This is a genomic window from Nocardia sp. NPDC055321 (assembly GCF_053645575.1).
Window position 1 is genome coordinate 48,600 of sequence record NZ_JBSHMS010000030.1, and the last position, 17,344, is coordinate 65,943.

At 66.4% G+C, this 17,344-nt stretch carries 13 protein-coding genes; 7 read left to right on the forward strand and 6 right to left on the reverse strand.

Annotated features, from left to right (window positions below; translation table 11 throughout):
• Positions 1–48 precede the first annotated feature (48 nt).
• A complete protein-coding gene (locus ACWIGI_RS34640; RefSeq protein WP_454207578.1) occupies positions 49–3,255 on the reverse strand; it encodes an NACHT domain-containing protein in 3,207 nt (1,068 codons plus the stop codon).
• Between the two features lie 924 nt (positions 3,256–4,179).
• Between ACWIGI_RS34640 and ACWIGI_RS34645 the strand changes: the two genes are divergently transcribed.
• A complete protein-coding gene (locus tag ACWIGI_RS34645) occupies positions 4,180–4,734 on the forward strand; it encodes a hypothetical protein (protein WP_454207580.1) in 555 nt (184 codons plus the stop codon).
• Positions 4,735–4,941: 207 nt separating this feature from the next.
• On the opposite strand, the gene ACWIGI_RS34650 is transcribed toward ACWIGI_RS34645, so the two are convergent.
• Positions 4,942–5,310 (reverse strand): hypothetical protein, encoded by a 369-nt coding sequence (locus ACWIGI_RS34650; protein WP_454207581.1) that lies wholly within the window; start codon positions 5,308–5,310, stop codon positions 4,942–4,944.
• Between the two features lie 546 nt (positions 5,311–5,856).
• On the opposite strand from ACWIGI_RS34650, the gene ACWIGI_RS34655 reads away from it, so the two are divergent.
• Positions 5,857–6,279, forward strand: coding sequence for a hypothetical protein (locus ACWIGI_RS34655; RefSeq protein ID WP_454207583.1), 423 nt, complete (start codon positions 5,857–5,859; stop codon positions 6,277–6,279).
• Between the two features lie 1,322 nt (positions 6,280–7,601).
• On the opposite strand, the gene ACWIGI_RS34660 is transcribed toward ACWIGI_RS34655, so the two are convergent.
• Positions 7,602–8,042, reverse strand: coding sequence for a DUF4189 domain-containing protein (locus ACWIGI_RS34660; protein WP_454207651.1), 441 nt, complete (start codon positions 8,040–8,042; stop codon positions 7,602–7,604).
• Positions 8,043–8,444: 402 nt separating this feature from the next.
• On the opposite strand from ACWIGI_RS34660, the gene ACWIGI_RS34665 reads away from it, so the two are divergent.
• The 4 genes from ACWIGI_RS34665 to ACWIGI_RS34680 all read left to right on the forward strand — a co-directional run bounded on the left by ACWIGI_RS34665 (position 8,445) and on the right by ACWIGI_RS34680 (position 12,551).
• Positions 8,445–8,972, forward strand: coding sequence for a hypothetical protein (locus ACWIGI_RS34665; RefSeq protein WP_454207585.1), 528 nt, complete (start codon positions 8,445–8,447; stop codon positions 8,970–8,972).
• A 1,639-nt stretch (positions 8,973–10,611) separates the two neighbouring features.
• Positions 10,612–11,211, forward strand: a complete 600-nt coding sequence (locus ACWIGI_RS34670; protein ID WP_454207587.1) for a hypothetical protein — start codon at positions 10,612–10,614, stop codon at positions 11,209–11,211.
• Positions 11,212–11,216: 5 nt separating this feature from the next.
• Complete coding sequence (locus ACWIGI_RS34675) at positions 11,217–11,819, forward strand: hypothetical protein (protein ID WP_454207589.1); 603 nt, start codon at positions 11,217–11,219, stop codon at positions 11,817–11,819.
• Between the two features lie 408 nt (positions 11,820–12,227).
• Positions 12,228–12,551: a hypothetical protein gene (locus ACWIGI_RS34680; protein WP_454207591.1), complete on the forward strand. Its 324-nt coding sequence runs from the start codon at positions 12,228–12,230 to the stop codon at positions 12,549–12,551.
• Positions 12,552–13,026: 475 nt separating this feature from the next.
• Here ACWIGI_RS34680 and ACWIGI_RS34685 read toward each other — a convergent pair whose 3' ends face one another.
• From ACWIGI_RS34685 to ACWIGI_RS34695, 3 genes are all read right to left on the reverse strand, one after another.
• Entirely contained in the window at positions 13,027–13,830 is an 804-nt protein-coding gene (locus tag ACWIGI_RS34685; RefSeq protein ID WP_454207593.1) for a TIGR02391 family protein, read from the reverse strand.
• A 623-nt stretch (positions 13,831–14,453) separates the two neighbouring features.
• Positions 14,454–14,615, reverse strand: coding sequence for a hypothetical protein (locus ACWIGI_RS34690; protein ID WP_454207595.1), 162 nt, complete (start codon positions 14,613–14,615; stop codon positions 14,454–14,456).
• 401 nt (positions 14,616–15,016) lie between these two features.
• Positions 15,017–15,577 (reverse strand): hypothetical protein, encoded by a 561-nt coding sequence (locus ACWIGI_RS34695; protein ID WP_454207597.1) that lies wholly within the window; start codon positions 15,575–15,577, stop codon positions 15,017–15,019.
• A gap of 452 nt (positions 15,578–16,029) precedes the next feature.
• Here ACWIGI_RS34695 and ACWIGI_RS34700 point away from each other — a divergent pair, with 452 nt between their 5' ends.
• The gene (locus tag ACWIGI_RS34700) at positions 16,030–16,938 is read left to right on the forward strand and encodes a hypothetical protein (protein ID WP_454207598.1); all 909 of its coding nucleotides are present in this window, start codon (positions 16,030–16,032) and stop codon (positions 16,936–16,938) included.
• Positions 16,939–17,344 lie beyond the last annotated feature (406 nt).

Genomic DNA, 17,344 nt, shown 5'->3' on the forward strand with positions numbered 1-17,344 from the left:
GTGCCGTCGGAAACCCCAGAATGACTACCACGTCAGAGAGGTACCCAGTCAGGGGTAGGTCTGTCGTAGGCGCTCACCGATCGGCGCTCGGTAGATCATCGGAAGAACTGTCCTTGCCAGGGCGAGCTGTGGCCAGGTTGCGTGGCCGAGAAGATTTTCCAGCGCCATTTCCAGCAACTCCGCAGTGTGTGGATCGCGCAAACCGGTGATCAGTGGCGCGACGTCCACATGTCCGTCGCTTGGTGACAGATTCTCGAGTGTTGCAACTGCATCCTCGAGTATCTTCCTGGACGGACCTGTGCCGGACAGTTCGGTCAGGGTCTCGACGTACCGGGCCGCTGCCCGTTCGGATGCCTCGTGATCGTGGCGGCGAGGTCGTTTGCCTCGCATCGTCGCCAGGCTGCGGACACTCGAGGGGACAGAGATCTCGCGGGTGGCGGTTTGCATTGCGCCACAGATCGATTCGGTCGTGTCGCGGATGATGAATGAGCCGCCGAGACCTTCTGAGAGCGCCTTGGCGACCTCGACACGCACCTGGGTGTTCGCTGTGGCTGCTCGAACCAGAACTCGTGCCACAGCCAACGGGTCGGGCAGGCTCGGAATCTCGAGGATTTCGAAGGCGATGTGCAAGAGCCGATCCCGGTACTTGGGATGCGACCTGGTCATGCCGTCGTCGATCAGATCCAGCGCGAGAGCCGGCGCGATCGGACAGACTCGCCCGAGTCGGTAGGCCGCGTCCCGGTCGACCTGTTCGACCAATGTCACCACTGCCTCGTGCTGGTGCGGCTGAGGCTCGGAGAACTGATGGCCTGCGGCGAAGATCCATGTATTGCGCCAGTGCGGGTTCGCTGCCGCGATCCGCAGGCGGGCGATGATGTCCTCGATCGGTCCGGTCGTCAGGAACCGTGCGGCCATGAGTTCCTGCAGCGATCGCACATCGAACCCGAGCCCCTCGTGCCCCCGTGAGATCGGCGTGAGCAGCACCAGACGATTGGTCGCCGCGGTCACGATACGGTTCAACAGCTCCGAGTCCACATCAGAAGGACGGAATCCGTTCTCCTGCAGCACCTTCCAGGCCACGTCGCGCAACTCCTGAGGCGTCATCAACGCGGTGGAGCCGTCGTTCTCACTGCGGACCTGCAGTTCGAATCCGACACGTTGATGCAGGGTCAGGATCGTCGAGGCATGCTCCTGCAGCAGCTTTGCCAGTCCCGTCGGTTTCTGCCGTTCCCGTTTGAACACCGTGTCGTAATAGCTCCAGAACAGGCTGTAGCGGTCAGGGCCGATCTGCCCTGCGCCTTCGACGATGATCGTCATGATGAGTACCTGCAGCGGTGTCTGCATCAGATGCCGAAGTGCGTCGTCGGCCGCGGCACGCACCAGTTGTTTGTCGATGCGCTCGATCTTCTCCTCGTCGTCCTTGAGCCGCACGCGGGTCACGTGCTGGCCGTATCGGACTGCTTCGTCGATCTCGAGCCGCGCCAGGTCGAGGCGCTCGAAGTGGGCCGGTGCGATGTTCTCGACGTATCCGGTGGGGCGGGTGGTGAGCACCACCAGCAGGTCGCAGTTGTCGCCGTCTGCTTCACTGACGAATTCGGTGATCTGTTCGATCAGCCGCTTGCGGGTGCGCGGCTCGGTAACCTCGTCGAGGCCGTCCAGTACCAGGAACCACGGCCATTGCTGCATCCACGAACTCATCGCGCTGGGTGTGACTGCACCGACGTCCGAACGTTGGGACACCTTGTGAGCGATCCAGCGCAGCAAGGTCGAATCCTGGTTGAGTCCCTGCTCTTCGGCATATTCGGCGAGGTCGATTCGCATCGGCCAGCGCCGGAACTTCGGCAGCCCGCCACGGCCGAGTTGACGCAGGGTGCGCCCGGTCTCCTCGATGACCACATGATGGTCGGCCCCCAGGTCCTCAGCTCCCTCGAGCAAGGCTGCGCGGTATGCCTGCACCAGGAACTTCGACATGGTCGTCTTACCGTTGCCGGGGCCACCCACGACCACGATATGCCGCGGCCCGCGGTGCAGGCGAAGGAACGGTTTGAGGACAGTATCGCCGTGATCGAGAATGTGCCCGAACACTGTGCGGCGCTTGCCGTCCGGTCCTGGTGCGATCGGCAAGTCGACCGCGACGCGGTCGATAGGCATGCCGCTTTCCACGCCCGACCCGGCTTCGTCGAAATAGATCCAGCGATCACCGACCAGCCGGGCGCGCGCGTGCCGACGTAACCCGGTCTCGAGCTGGTCCACCGGAAGCCGGTCGGTGAAATCGGCCAGGTGTGCGAACACATCAGGCACGGTCAAGAACGCGCCGAAAGCCCGCCGGACGTTCTGGTGCACGGAGAGCAACCCGTCGATCTGGTTACCGTCCCAGATACGCCAAGCGTGGATCCGCTGCAAACGCCGCAATTTCTCCTTGCGTACGGCTCCCGAATCCACGTCCCGGCTACTGTCCGCGAAAGAGTCGATGTACTGCTGGATTTGCTTGTTCAGCATGTCGAATCCGCCCACACCCGGGGTGGGTGTCAACGGCACATTGGTCACGATCACCCAGTAGTCCGGCACTTTCTCGCGCTCGGAGTCGGGATCGGCCCAGGCCTCCAGCTCCTTGCGTACCTGTGTCCACAGCCAGGTCGCGTTGTCGGCGGCAACCGCGTCGAGTCGCAGCTTGTGTTTGGCTTGAAAGACGGTGTAGCCGTCCCAGGTCTCGCCGGGTTCACTGTCGGTGCCGGCCCACGCGATCTTGCCGTTGCAGATCATGTCGCGGCCGCCGTCGCGGCCGGGACCGAGGGGCTGCACCTGCGGACCGAACGCGGCGATCGCCAGCGCCGCCGCCAGATCCTGAAATCCGTACGGGCCCACACGAGCCAGATCGTGTTGCACGGTAGAGATCATGTCACGCCCGGCCGCGCCGATCGCTCGATCGGCCGACTCGCGCCTGTCAGGAATCGCTGTGCCCGCGAGCTTTTCACCGGATCGGGACAGCCAGAGCGTGCCCCTGCCTTTCGATTGTCTGTCGAGAGAGGCACTGCGGTGCCGGTGCGTCACGCCACCACAGGACCACCGGGTGCGCGTGTTCGGGAGTCTCTTCGGACAGGACTGACATCGCTCGATCATGAACACTGGCGTGCTCAGGCTTGGCAGCGAGCGGATCGACGCAGCACCAGTGACTGCTGGAGCCGCACCCTTACGACGGTGCGATCCCCCCACCATGTCCTTGCCGATCGTGCCGACTAAGGGCTTCGCGTTCATCGTTGGCCCGACCTGAAAACCGGTGCGAGCGCACGCAGTACAGCGGGACGGTCCTTGGGCGGCACATCCTTGAGCGCATACACGGTGATGATAATCCGGGTGACAGCAGCGAGCAGTGCCGTCACACACGCGAGAATGGCGGTGATCGCACCTAATGTGAGCATAGTTGTACCCCAATCCGGTCCCACATGGAGCAGCAGCTAGAGGAGCCTCTGAACTGGGCTTTCACTGCTGTGGAGACAGGATAGGGGCAGGTGTACGAACAGCCAAGCGCTACTAATTTCGGGATTCAGCACACCCCTTCCTATGTCCGATTCTTCGTCCGCTGAACATGTGACCCGAAGCAAAATGGACCGTTCACCGGAATCGTCCCAGCTCAGCGGCTCAGTGCCCGGCGATCAACGGTGACAGCGCGCGAGGCAGCGGATTGCATTGGATGACTACAGATCATCCCTCTGGTGCCCGAAACCGGTCGATTCATCAACCTGCGATAGGGGTTCACGCACACGCTTTATGGATGCAACAGGTTCCGGGATATGCCGGCTCGTTCGGTTTCGTCGTGCATGGTGGAACGGCGCACGTCCAAAGGTGACGCCGTTGCGGCTCCAGGGATCTGTGAGATGGCCGCCCGCGATGAGCACCCGAGCGGAGTCAGCAGACCGATCGGGCCCGTTCAATCGGCCCCCTCGATCACGGTCCCACCAATCAGCGAGACGAGCCTGGTCACGACCGCGAAGGTCAGGCACGGCTCGATGCTGTCGAAAGGTGTTGTTCAGCAGCATGTTAGCGGTATTGCGAGCGCTTTCCGCCACAGACACGCCTGCGCACGAGCCGGCGTCGACGCGCCGTCCGCTCACCGGCGACCGACCTGAGGTGTGGTCCCATGAGCATCTCCATCCAGATCGCCATCCGGGAGCCACGACCATGCCACAGATCAGCCCGTCGGTTGCGGTCAACGCCGACCTCACCGCACTCGTGACCGCTCGGGCCGAGGCCGTCGCGACCGAGTTGGCGTTGATCAACGGCGTGTACGCCGCCCTGCGAGAGTCGGGAGCGTCGTTGCCGCCGAATACGAGGTTGCTCGCCGAATGCGAACGGCTCTCATCCATCGCCGCCGGTACCGATTCCTGCGATTCAGCGGTGGACGAGGCCGCGCGTGGTCTGAGCGAAGAGATCATCGCCCAGCTGCGGCCCGCTCTGCGCAAGGACATACCGCGGGTGGCCGGAGCCGTGCACGAGTACCTCACCTCGATGGGAGGCGCTAACGACGCTCCGCTGCTCGGTGCGACCCTGGCCATGCTCGGCGTCCGGCTGCCGGACCGCATCGATCAACGCATCGCCCTGGTGGAAGCGGCGTGCTCGAGCCTGGCCGAGGATCCAGCCTCGATGATCGTGCGCGGGGCACCGCACTGGCTCGCCGGCCCCGACGAGCAATACCCCCTCTACGGCCACCGCGACTTCATGGCCCGCTCCACATGACCTCCGCACTCACGATGAGAAGTCGGCGGGCAGTGAACCCTCGATCACGCGCGAAGCCGACCCACACCGGCCGACCGGCTTAGATTTCAGAGCCCGCGGCTCCAGTCGACCTACCTCCGCCGGTCCGCTGTCGCGGCCGGGTTCTTCTGCCTGCAACGGCCTGGAGGTCGCCGCTGAAGTGTTGCGGCGCTCGAATGCCGCGATGCGCTAGCGGTCGGCTACATACCCGGCGATCGTGAGGACCGCTACGGTGCTCACCGCGATGGCCGTCATCGCCAGGATCGGAATGGGCCAGATCGCTTGGCGGTCCCGGACGGCGGCGATGATCGACACCAGCGACCAGATCAGCGCGCCCGCCACAATCACACCGTCGGCGATGATGATCACTGCCGGAGCGTAGCCACAGTCCGGGGTGTCCAGGCACAACCCAAGCACGGTCACCATGAGCGTGAACCCGACCGCGAACACCCCACCCACGACAGCGGCCAGCCACAGCGTCCACCCGGCCACCAGATCGGCTACCTGCCACCGTGTTCGGGCCGGCCGGACAGGGACCTCGGGTTGCTGTGATGCCATGCAAGCGATGCTTCCAGGGCGCGATCTGCCCCTGCAGAGCAGAAATACTCGAGCAATCCCGCCGTCCTCACGCCGGCCTCGGCTCCGTGCCGGCGAGTGTTTGTCGTCGACGGCCCGCGGTGACCGCATCGCGGCCATGGGTGGTGCGATCCATCGGCAACCCGCGAGCACGGCGCCGGGCTCCGCTCATGCCGCTGTTCTCGTGATCGCCGCCCCGCTTCCGGTCCCCGGGAAACGGGATGTCGATCGCGTCCGGCGGGCGGCGTCGCTGGTCGGAGTTGTCGACCTGGGCGGTGTCGGGCCGTCACTGGCGGAATTCGGTGTGGCTAAGGTGTCTGCGGGGGCGGTGGTGTGCTGCCACGACAGTGACTGGAAAGGGGCGGGGCCATGGATTCGTATCCGGCAGGCGGAGGCGGTGGTGCGCAGTGGCATCAGGGGCCGGCACACCCATACCCCGGCCCGCAACCACACTGGCAGGCCCCGATCCATCCCGGGCCGCCCCCGACCCCGCCGGGTTCGGCGCGGCGCCGGTGGTTGGTGCCCGCAGTGATCACCGCGGGCGCGCTGACGCTGGGTTCGTTCATGCTCTGGCGCGGGATCACCAACGACGACCGGCGCACCGATGTGGGAGTCAACGACCTGCGCATCGGTGACTGCATCGACATCTACGGCGACGGCCAGGAACTCGCGTCCTCGGTGCGCCGGAACTGCGCCAAACCGCACGAGGCCGAGGTGCTGTACCGGGGCCCGATCGACACCTCCGGCGGCGAAGCCACCGCCCGCCCCGACGCCCACGCCCAATGCGAAACCCGCGCACGCCCTCTCCTGACCGCCGCCGGCCTCGAGGACAGCGTCGAGCTGCGCGTGTACTACTCGCCCGACAAAGCCAAGTCCTACAACGACTTCCACGGAGTCCTGTGCGTGGCCGTGGGCAACTCGAGCCTCACCGGACAGATCGTCACGAAGTAACCCCCGGTCCGCGCCCGCTGGAACGCGGCACCTTCGTCACGGTGGCCCGAACCGCTGTCGAACCCGCTGTCGGTGGGCAGGGTCGACGGCCGCCGCGGGCGATCGTGCCCCATGGGGTGTGGGCGGAATCGGCGAATCCGTGTGTCCCGCTGTGCTGTTCGTGTCGTTCGCACACCACACGGTTCGGGGTTAACCCGCTGTGCGGAGGTCCGACGCACGCCCGACACCGGACGTGCCCCGTGCACGACCTCAGCCATGCACGGGGCAACGGTTCCGGCTGCCGCGGTGACTACTCCGGATTCCACCGTTCACCAGCGGCCAGCGGATCGAACCACGACGGCGGGGTATCGGTGTCCGGGAACTCACGACCGATCCGATCGATCCGAGGCTGTACCCGGCCCACGTATTCGCGATACCCCGACTCGCAGCGCGGGTACACACTGCCCGACCCCGACAGCGCCGGATACCAGCTCACCGGTCCCCCGCACTCACGCGAGTCATCATGCTCCACACATTCCGAACCCATTACCACTCTCCGATCGCTCGAACTCCGTTGTCCAGCAACAGTGTTCGCAGCCTTTCGGAGCGTGTTGCACATACGCCTGCATGCTGCGATCGCCGGGCCCGGTCCTGTCCTTCGCTCGGCCGCGCCCCGGCACGCCATCCCAACCTGGTACCCGCCGCTCGCGCGGACTCGGCTTCCGGGGCACCACACACGCCATCCCGGCGAAATCTCACTCACGCGCCAGGACAGCGGAGATTCGGGCCGCGGCGACGCACCCGGCAAACGCCATACAGAACTCCGACGGCTGCAAACGATTACGCCGAGTCCAATCGCGAGGTACCGCTGCCAAGGAACCCTTGACCGCGCGCACTCGCCTCGGCCCAACGGTGTGCCACGGTCCGAGGGCGAACGACGCCGGCAGATCCGGGCGTCGAGGCAGCCCCCGAAGACAGCAAGGCATCGCCAAAGACGGCAGCCCCGGGGTGAGCCGGTCGCTTCGAGGCCCGCAGCTGAGGTCAGTTGTGCGCGCGGGGACCAGGTAATGGCGATCTCGCCAGCGGACAGGGCTGCGGCAGGCGCGCACCACGCGAGATCAGCTGCGTTCCATAGGGGTTCGTGACGTTGCTGTCGGGACTGTCCCGATTCCCCGTGCCGGTGGGAGTCGTAGCCCTGTCCGACGATATGACCGGCCGAGGCCGTCATGGTCCGTGCACTCGGTGAAGACCTGACCCTGTCCCCTGCCAGGATCAGGTCGTTCCCTTGTCACGAACCGGTCCATGGCCTCCGCGGCCAACAGGGCACCGGTGTGAAGTGCTTGCTAGTCGGTGCATTTGATGACGATGACGTGTGGGACCAAGCCCGGGCTGGCAGCGGAGCTTCCGGTGGCCGCCTTGGGAGCGAACAAGGCCGGGTGCTCACGGACCGCGTTCTCACGCGCGTTCTGCTCCGCTTCGGCGGGTGTGGCACCGGATCCGCCGGAAACGAAGGCCTCGCCCTCGCTGCCCACGACCGCGCCGCAGCCGTTGCTCCAGCTGACGATGGTCCGGCAGGTGCCGCGCCCGCACTCGTCCAGCGCGGCCTGTTCTGCGGAGACCTGGGTGCGGTCATTCCACGCCGCACCCCAGGACGCACGCGGGCTGCCGTTGATCTTGGTGTCCACCGCGATCGACCCGTGCAGAGTCGCGGCGCCGGCGATCGGCGCGCCGAGCGAGAGAGCGGCTGTGCTGGCCGCCGCGACCGCGGCGACCTTCCATGACATCGACACTTCGTATTCCTCCCCTTGGCAAGACGGCTTCGACGCGAAGCCAATTCGATCTTGAACGACAGCATGTCCGCGTGTCCAATCACACTGACGCACCGAGACTCCCGACGCCTTGTCCCCGCGATGGGTTCCGCCCGAGAGCACATTGGATCCGCGATGCCGATGCTTTCACCCCTGACGCCAGCAGGGCCGCTGAGCCGGTCCCGCAGCGGCGCGGATCAGCAGCTATCGGATACGACGAAGGCGCGTCGAATCCGGTCGGCAACGGATCGAATTCACGAAATGAATTGCGGCTGAACGTTTTTCGTGCCACGGGGCGACGAGTTGTTCGGACCGTTTGTCAGCGGGCTGCTATAGGCTCGCATCGCGCTGGATCAGCAGTGCTTTGAGGGGGTCGTGATGTTGTCGGCATTGCTCGTATTCGTGGTGTACGCGGGAGTCGTTGCCCTGACCGGCAACGTGGCGGCCGGGACCGTCGTGGCGGGCGCCTTGCTGGCTGCGCCGTTCGTGGCGGAGTTCGTGCGGGTCAAGAACGAGAAAGAGAAGAAGAAGGCCGAGACCGCGCAGCCGCCGACAGAGGCACCGAAACGGCCTGTCGAGGGATGGGGGTGGGCCGAAATATCCACCGACGCAACCGCTGCGAGCGGGTTCCGGTTGTCGGTGAGTGCGCAAAGGTACAGCAGCCAGAAAGACGCGGTCGCCGCGCTGGCGCGCCACCTCGACCAACACTCGGCCTCGGATCCGTCCTACGCACTGGGCGCTGACCGGCTGCGCAGCGCCAGCGAACGTTATGACTGGTACTGGCCTCGCGAGGTGTGCGCGCCGCCGCGCCGGTGGCTCGTGTCGGACCGGCCGTTCAGTCAAATGTTCGTGGTCGACCGCGGTGGCGTCGTGCGCAGAATCAGCTTTCCGCTGGTCGCGGCGTAACCCCTGCGCCGGGTCGAGCTCAGGTGGTACGGGTGTGGTGCAGGGATTTGTCAGTGTCACCGATACCGATCCTGCGTTGACCGATACCGCTGGTAGGCAATCGCTTCTGCGCCGTCCGGCGCGGCGCCAGGTCTCGCCCGCGTGATCCAGTACCGCGCCGGGCGAGTTCGATCGAGCGTAGCCAGACCGGAGATGCACGGCGGCCGGGGTACACGCTGACGGTGGCGCTGAGTTGCGGGTAGCCGCGGCCTTCGCACCGGAAGTAGCCGACAGGCAAGCCGAGCGCGCCGCAGGGAAAGACAAGGCCCTGAACGACCTGGCCGCTTCCATTCGCCCTTCGGCGAGACCGCGCTGCTGATCCTACCCGGTTGGCACCTGCTGTGACCTGCGGCGTTGTCTCGTCGCTGAACAGACCTCCTTCCAGCCATCCTCCAGGCAGTGGGCACCTCCAGATCGGGTTATCTGCTCTGGTCAGCGCGTTGCACAGACCTCGAAGGTTTCTGCGGTCCGCGCACCACCCTGCGAGGGAGTACCGCTGCGCAACACCGTCGTCGGCAGCGTCGTACGCCTTGAAGCCGGCCAGATAGGCCGGCCCGGAAGCGGCCGAGTAGCCGTGCATCCACGTCTTGTCGTCAGCGAAGCGAGTGCAGCATCGCGGCCACGTCGGTCGCGAGGAACTCCACTACGGCGGTACGCCCCCCGCCCCGTGCCTCATCAAGCTCGATGAATGCTTCTGTAACCGACTGCATCGACAGAGTTTCATTCGCCTGTCGGCGAGAGCGAGTCCCCGACAAGGCTCTGGCGCCGACCTTCGGGTATGTCCCGGCATGAGTTTCCATTCGCCTGTCGGCGAGAGCGGGTCCCCGACGCGGATCGTCGTTCGCCCCAACACCGACATCTACGTCGTTTCCATTCGCCTGTCGGCGAGAACGGGTCCCCGACAACCCCCGGTTGCACCGATAACCCAGGAGCGAGCACCTGTCGTCTCCATTCGCCTGTCGGCGAGAGCGGGTCCCCGACCAGCGAAATCTCACTCACTGGTGGGCACGCAAGCCCAGTTTCCATTCGCCTGTCGGCGAGAGCAGGTCCCCGACCGGTGATCGATGCGGTTCTCCGGCGCGAAGATCCACGGGTTTCCATTCGCCTGTCGGCGAGAGCGGGTCCCCGACCCTACCCCTGCGGCACGCCCTCGGACCAGCCGTTTCCCAACCGGTTTGCACAAACCTGCCTCGGCCGCGTCGCGCGCGTGTCGGCGAACTCCGACACAGCGCGCGTTTGCTCTGGTAGCAGCCGTGCACAGACCTCGCCCTTTCAGCACCTCCACTCACCACCCCCATGTCACTCAGAACACTGCCCAGAACAGCTCCGGGGTCGGCGGACGGGATTGGCCGATGACGTGGCGCTGGTCCCTACAGGACGCGCAGTGGCGCAGCACCACGCAGGTGGTCCTCACCGCCAGCAGGTCAGTGATGGGGCAGGCGAAGCAGATGCCGCGCACCACGGCGGGCACTGCGCATCGCGCCACCGGCTCGGGCTGGTCGCGCCGGACACCAATGGGGGTGCGCGTCGTGTGGAGAACCCGGTCCATAGCCTGCGGTGCGTCCCCGATGACGTCCTCCGCACCGAAGAAAGCGCGCCGATGCACAGCAGCGTTCCAGTCCCCAGCTTCGGCAAACTCGCCGCGCGCTGGCACACCCTCAACGACCGGTTCGAGGCCGCGATGCGAACAACCGCGTTGCGCGACAAAGAATATCGCGGCACCCCCGACGGGCTCGCCGAATCCCAGCGCCAGCTCGATGTGTGCTGCGATCCCGAGTACCGCACCGTACTGCAGCGCGCCCACCAGGCGGGCCAGGTCGTCGCCGCCCAGGAGTTCCGGGCCCGCGCCGCCAAGGGAACCGTCGATGACCGTGACGGCTACCTGTTCTCGCTGCCACTGGGCGAAAAGTCTCCGTTGGCAACGCTGTTGGTGCGCGAACGGGTGATGGCGACCGGGCGCGCGCATCCCGACCGGACCGCAGATCTCCCGGTGACGCTGCTGCGGATCGACGCCACCGGCGCCCGGCGACGCTGCACGGTCCGGCACCCGAAACCCGGCCCCGGCGCCCTCACCCTCGAACAGGTCGTGCGCGGCACACACGCGCTCGGGCCCGCCGGTGTCCGGAAACTGCGGACCGTGTTCGGCGAGAGCTACGGTGCGCTCGCCGATCTGCTCGACTCCAGCGATCAGGCCAGGTGAGGCCGGTGTGCCGAGCGAGCAATGAGCGCGGCGGGCCGCGGCGCTGCCCCGGCGATGCCCGCAAGGCCGCGCACAGCGCGGCCGGCACAGCCACCGCAGCCCTCGCCGACCGTGACGCGGTCGCCGATCAGCTCGCGGCGGCCGTACCGACGAACCCGAGCGTCGAGGACGTCGTAGCCCTGCACCCCGATCAGGAAGAAATGATCCGGGAAATGCACAAACGAGGCGTGAAAGTCGGACTCACCGCGCAGTTCCGGGACAGCGACGGCCGCCCGATGGTGGTCTTCGGCTCCAACGAAACCTCCACGACCCTAACCCCGACCTCGGCCCCGGCGCCGTCGGTGGCCACGGCGGAGACCGGTCCCGGTGGCGTCCCGCTCGAACCCGGTGTGTCGTCGTACAAGGACCCGATGGGCCGGGTGCAGTACAAGGCCGAAGGCGTGAACGGGAACGTGCTGATCACCAACCGACGCGACGGCGACCCGTACGAAGTCTGGTGGTCCGACTCCATCAGAACCCTGGCCACCACACGATCGTTCAAAGCCGCGCAACAGACAGCGGCCCGATACGCCCGCCGCGGACGCGCCACACCGAACACACCCGGTTGAGCTGCGGACGACACCCCACCGCGAACTCGGGAAACCTCCTACGCGAGGCAATCCGCGCGGTCGGTCGGTCCGATCGCCTCGACCGCCGACAAGTACGCCCCCAGACGTTCGCGACCCTGTCGACCGTCCCGGTCGACAGGGTCGCGAACTGGCTGCCTGGCACTCGGGGAAGCGATCGAATTCTGCTGTGGCAGCGACGATCTTCTCGATCCGGACCCGGTTCTCGGTGGCTGGTTCGCTGGTTAGGGCCAGCCGTTCGGAACAGCAATATATCGAGCCGAGTCAGAGTCTGACCGTCGTAGACGACAGCGAAATCCGCTGCTGCGGTATCGATCACCAGGATCGCTCTCCTGGCTTACGGCATCGAACCGTGCGCATGCCACGTCATTGCATGCGAGTATGGCGGCCATGTCTCTGCGTGCCTTCGTCGGAGTTGCCGGTGTTGTTCTGATTGCTCTTGCTGCCACGGGCCTGCTCTGGGACCTGACAGTCTCCGAGGCGGCGTTGTTCGGAACCTCGCGTTCGGTCGACTGTGGAAATTCCCTGCGTATCGAGCCGATGGATGGCTCATCGCGGATCGGTGGCGGGCATCGCGAACGACTCATGGAACCGTGCCAGGATGCCGCACTCATCCGCCGAGCGATCTTCTGGCCCATCGGGGGCATTGGTGCGATCGCACTGGCTGCGGCCGCGCTGATCAAGCCGTCGTCTGTTCGGCGGCCGACCACCTGAAAAGCGCCAACACGCCGCATCTCGTCGCCGTGAAGGACCCAACGCGATCAGGTGTTTCCTGTTCCGCAGCGCTCGCTCATACGGTGTGCCGCGGCGGCCGAACCGGCCGGCGGTGGCAGATTTCACCAGCACAGAGTTGGGGATGCTCGAGCAGCCTCGACCCGTTCGGCCCGCCGCAGGCGGTGATCGTGCTGCCCGACACCGAGGCCCTGCTGGACCCGCTCGGCGCCACCCCCTTCCATGAACCCGAGACCGTACCCGTTCTGCAGCACCTGTGGGAAAGACGCCGGCGCCGGGGACCCTTTCACCGCCACCGTCGGCGGGCGCGCCATCACGACACCAGGTGTCGGGCCATCGACGCCCTCATCGAGCGCGCAGCCCGAACCCGCAGCGCAGCGCACCTTCCGCAAGAAGTAGTACCCGGGTGCGCCCGCGCGGCACCGAGCCCCGCGTGGGCGTGCCCGGTTCTGTTGTGTCACAACGTCACCACGGCCAGATCCAGACGCCGGTGGATCATCGAGATCATCGTGAGCAGTTCCAGCAGTTCGTCATCCGAGACCGTCCGAGTCGCGCGCGGGTCGTGCGCGGTCGGGTTCCGGTACATGCTGTTCAATCCCTTCAGCAGGGTCGCGAATCCCACCTGCTCATCGCGCTCGGACGCTGTGCGGCCGCTGTTGACCGCGATCACCGGCTTGGCCCGGGCGCCGATCGAGACCACCTCGTCGATCAGCTTCGCGCCGTCTCCGGTCCGCTGGGACATGGTGCGCAGTCGGTCGAACACGCCCTTCGCCGCTTCCAGCGATGCGTGGAAGTAGCTCTTCTTCAACACCTCCACTCCGCAGTAGGCCAACACCTGTGCGTGGGTGTTTCGCCGCCGTAACTCGGCCACCAACGACGCGGCGTGAGCGCTGGCCTCGTCCAAGGTCGTCGCCACCGCACCGCGCGCAACTTGGCCGGCCTCGGTCACCCGCAACCCCACGAACACCAGCGTCTCGTTCAGCTCGCCCTGCACCCGGGTGAAGACCTCCGGGCGACTCGAATAGCGCGCCGGCGCCATCGCCCGGGTGATGAAGGTGATGATCCGTTTGGACGAACGATCCTGCGCCTGGCGGGCCTCGAACGCCGCGAGCAGCCGCTTCCACTTGGTCACTGCGGGCCCCGCGGGGTCGCGCATCTGCAACTGCCCCAGCACCATCCCGATCTCGGTGCCGGTCAGCTCGTTGCCCACGATGGTCGCCACACGCGTCAATACCGCGGAATCCCATACAGGTTCGGTCACCGGCGAAGCAGACCACGGACCGCCGTCGACCGTCCAGCGAATTGCGCGGGCGGTGACCGGCCAGGCGCGGACGGACGACGAGCAGGCAGTGTCGATTGGTGCGTCGAGGTCCGATCCTGGGTCAGGTGTGGTTATCGGGTGCCTGGCGTGCCGCCCGGGCGCGGGCGATCAGTTCCTGCACGTCGGCGCGCGATGGGCTCGCCCCGGCGGCTACGGCGGATCCGACCTACTGCTGGATCGCCATGGCGATGTCGGAGGGTACGTCGTTGAACACTGCGGTCATCTCGGGTCGGTCCCAAGCAATCCTGCCCATCGTGATCTCCTCTGCCATCGTCGGAGGCCATCGTCACCGACAGCCGTGTGCGCGGCCGAACCGGACCAGACCACCCCTGCCCCAACAACTCTCGCGGCCCGACCGACCCGGACCACCGTATCCTGTCGCGCGGCTCCAACACCGACCGTCGATCCGCGGCGGCTGGGACCGTATTCACCGGGGGGGCGGCGACACCGCGGCGCGTGTGCTGCAGGTGACCGGACTCGAGTCGTCGATGGCGGTGTACCCGTATCGGGGCATGGCGTCGGTGTGTACAGCGGCCGCGGTCGCCCTCAGGGCCGGCGCTGCGTCAGTTGCGGACTTCGTACCGCCCGGCCACCTGTGGGAGTTCGGTGGTCGGATAGTCCAACAGCAGGTACATCTGCGCGCAGAACGCGTCGATGCTGCCGTACCGGGCCAGGACCTGCGCCGCGAGCCGGCGCAGGTTCACCTGAGTGCGCGAATCGTCCACCGCAAAACCCCTTCTCATCCGAGGCCACCACGCCGGCGTGGGTGCCGGACCGGCTCCTGGCGGGAGGGGTCGTGATGTTGGGTGGGCTCCCGCCAGGTGCGCGTATCCGCTGGAGTTCCCGCCTGTCGCGGCACCGAACGAGAAAGGCCGATCGGGCAAACGGCCATCTCCCCCACCGTGCCGTGGCCCCGAAGTGGGCAGAAAACTCCGGAATCGGGATTGACCACGAACACCAGCGATCAAACCTCATTCAGCAAAGTCGTCGCAAATGTCTGATTGAAGCCTGTGCCGTGCAGGAACATCCGAAGATCACACCAGCGCACACCAGCACAGCACGCGAGCAGTCACCGCAGAAAAGCGGTCACTGTCCCGCAGATTCGATACACGTGCGGATCCGGCCGTCACGGTGCCGCGCGCAGGACCACCCCGGATCCTGCGAAGCGGGTCGGGATCATCACCGTGCCCGGATAGACCACCGTGTGTGCGCCGAAGTCCGCGGGCGCGCTGGCCGGGTCGAATCGCACCGCCTGCACCGGCCGCTGGCCCGAGAAGAACAACATGAACGCCTCGCGCAGGGCACGGTCGGAGTCCCAGCCGTACGCGGCCTTCGGCAGGTTCGCCCAGCAGATGTCGAAAACCTGCGAGTCGGTGTTGAGCTTGGCTGCCCGCTCGCTCCGCACGATGACCATCCGGTCCCACCCGTCCACCGCCCATCCGGCACGAACGGTCAACTCCCCGACGGTGACCGGAGCGGTACCGCCGCGCGCGGTAGCGATCTCCCCACTCAGCAGCCGATCCTGCCCGAGCAGATCGGTGTCCTCGGCATCGAAATCGAACCTCTTGCCGCAGTCGGCCGGCAGCGCAGTCGGCGGAACCTGCGCACCACACCCCGACAGCACCACGACCACCACGCACGCCAGCGCCGAAAAACCCCACCGTCGAATCTCCACCCCACCAGTCACCCCAGGCAGCCTGCCACAACCAGCCCCAGCCCCTCGCCCGGCCGCCACCGCAGACCACACCTCACACGCCGGCTCCCCCGGCGCACATGGGCACGAGCATCAGTGTTCATGGGCGGACCCTCCCTGGTGAGCGCTCCCGATACGCGCCGCGCGGCGCAGGGGACAGCATCGCCAGTGTCCGGTCGCCGGAGTCAGTGCTGTGTCCATTGGGGAACGGCCGCGGTCGGTGATGTGGCGGTGAGCCGGGTGGGGGCGGGTCGTGAGGTCGATGCCGGGTTCGCGGTCGGGCTGGTCATCGTGGCGCGGGCGCTTGTCACGGTGTTCCTGGTGTCGTGAGAGGTATCCGAGGCGGCAATGATGTTGCGTTCGTGCAGCGAAAATGTTGTCGTGTACTGCATTTCGCTGTCCGGCTGCGCCCGGCGGTCCGGGGCGAGAGCGGAGAGGGTTCTGCCGTGGTGAGAAGTGTTTCGGTGATCGCGGTGCTCGGGTGCGTGGTACTGGCGGGGTGCGGTTTCGATCCGTACGCGAAAGGACCGACGAACGCGGACATCCTGGAGTCGACCGGGCTGACCGAGCAACGCGCGCAGGCGATCCTGCTACAGAACGTGCTGGCGGTGTCACCCTCACCCGCGCAGTCGTACCCGCACATCGTCATCGGCCAGCTCGCGTGCCGGACCAACAGCGGCGGGATGTCCGAGGGCCCGCCGTGGAAGATCGATATGCGCAGCACCATCGACGATCTGTCTCAGCAGCAGGTCGACGCGGCGCGCACCCGCTTCGAAGCGCTGGAAGGGTACGACCGATCGGACGAGGACATCTCGCAACAGGCACCGGCCGGCACCCTCTACCGTGCCGTGCGTGAAGACGACCGCGGTTTCAGTGTCGTGTTCGCCGCGTACGAACAGGACCGCACACTCGGAGTCGAGGTTCGGTCGTTCTCGCCGTGCGCGGCACGCGAACACTCCGACGAGGCCGCCATGGACTGGCTCGAGGCCAGTGCGCGCGCAGTCACCGACATCCAGGTGACCGGCTACGGCGACGGCACCGAGACGACGATCACGTCCCAATCCTGCGGCACGCAGGCCCTCGAACACGAACTCACCCAACAGTTTCCGCAAGGCCCGGCTATGGTGACCGCGTTCGAGGACTTCCGCTTGACCAGCCCGGGCCGCGCGGTGGACGCGGACGACAGGACCGAAGCGGTAGCGACGGTGACGGTCCGGTACGAGCAGCCCGCCGACGGACTCGATGCGAACCGCAGCAAGCGGTACACGGTCCGGTACCGCGGCGGTGACGTGATCGGCCGGTCGGATGTCGCCGAGGCCATGACATGGCGGCTGTGCTCGTTCGATCCCGCGTGAGGACCAGGGCTACCGCAGCCGGAACGAGCTGCGCGATGTCACTACCGAGCCGAACCGGTGGACTCGAGGTCACCCACAATCGAACAGTCCGAGCAGACAAGCCACAGGTGAGAACCGTGGAAGCCGCGCCGGCTGCGGCTGGGGCTGGGGCTGGGGACGAGTAGAACGCGACAAGTTCTCGAATTCCGGACAACGACAACTCGATCGAGAATGAACCGCGGCCTCAACCGGTCACAGCACCGTCTGATCAAACACCGTAGCGCGGGCGCCGACGATCGCGGCACACAGCAGGACTGCCAGAACGACCGCATCGGCTATGTTTGACCGCTCCTGACACGCGGCTCGCGCCGAACCTGGGCGTCGGCCGGCGAGGCTTGAGATCTGTTGGGATCGCTGAGATCTGACG

Coding starts and splice junctions, on each gene's coding strand:
- ACWIGI_RS34645 (WP_454207580.1), top strand. CDS start 4,180: ATGCCACAGATCAGCCCGTCGGTTGCGGTCAACGCCGACCTCACCGCA.
- ACWIGI_RS34650 (WP_454207581.1), bottom strand. CDS start 5,310: ATGGCATCACAGCAACCCGAGGTCCCTGTCCGGCCGGCCCGAACACGG.
- ACWIGI_RS34665 (WP_454207585.1), top strand. CDS start 8,445: ATGTTGTCGGCATTGCTCGTATTCGTGGTGTACGCGGGAGTCGTTGCC.
- ACWIGI_RS34680 (WP_454207591.1), top strand. CDS start 12,228: ATGTCTCTGCGTGCCTTCGTCGGAGTTGCCGGTGTTGTTCTGATTGCT.
- ACWIGI_RS34660 (WP_454207651.1), bottom strand. CDS start 8,042: ATGTCATGGAAGGTCGCCGCGGTCGCGGCGGCCAGCACAGCCGCTCTC.
- ACWIGI_RS34640 (WP_454207578.1), bottom strand. CDS start 3,255: ATGAACGCGAAGCCCTTAGTCGGCACGATCGGCAAGGACATGGTGGGG.
- ACWIGI_RS34670 (WP_454207587.1), top strand. CDS start 10,612: ATGCACAGCAGCGTTCCAGTCCCCAGCTTCGGCAAACTCGCCGCGCGC.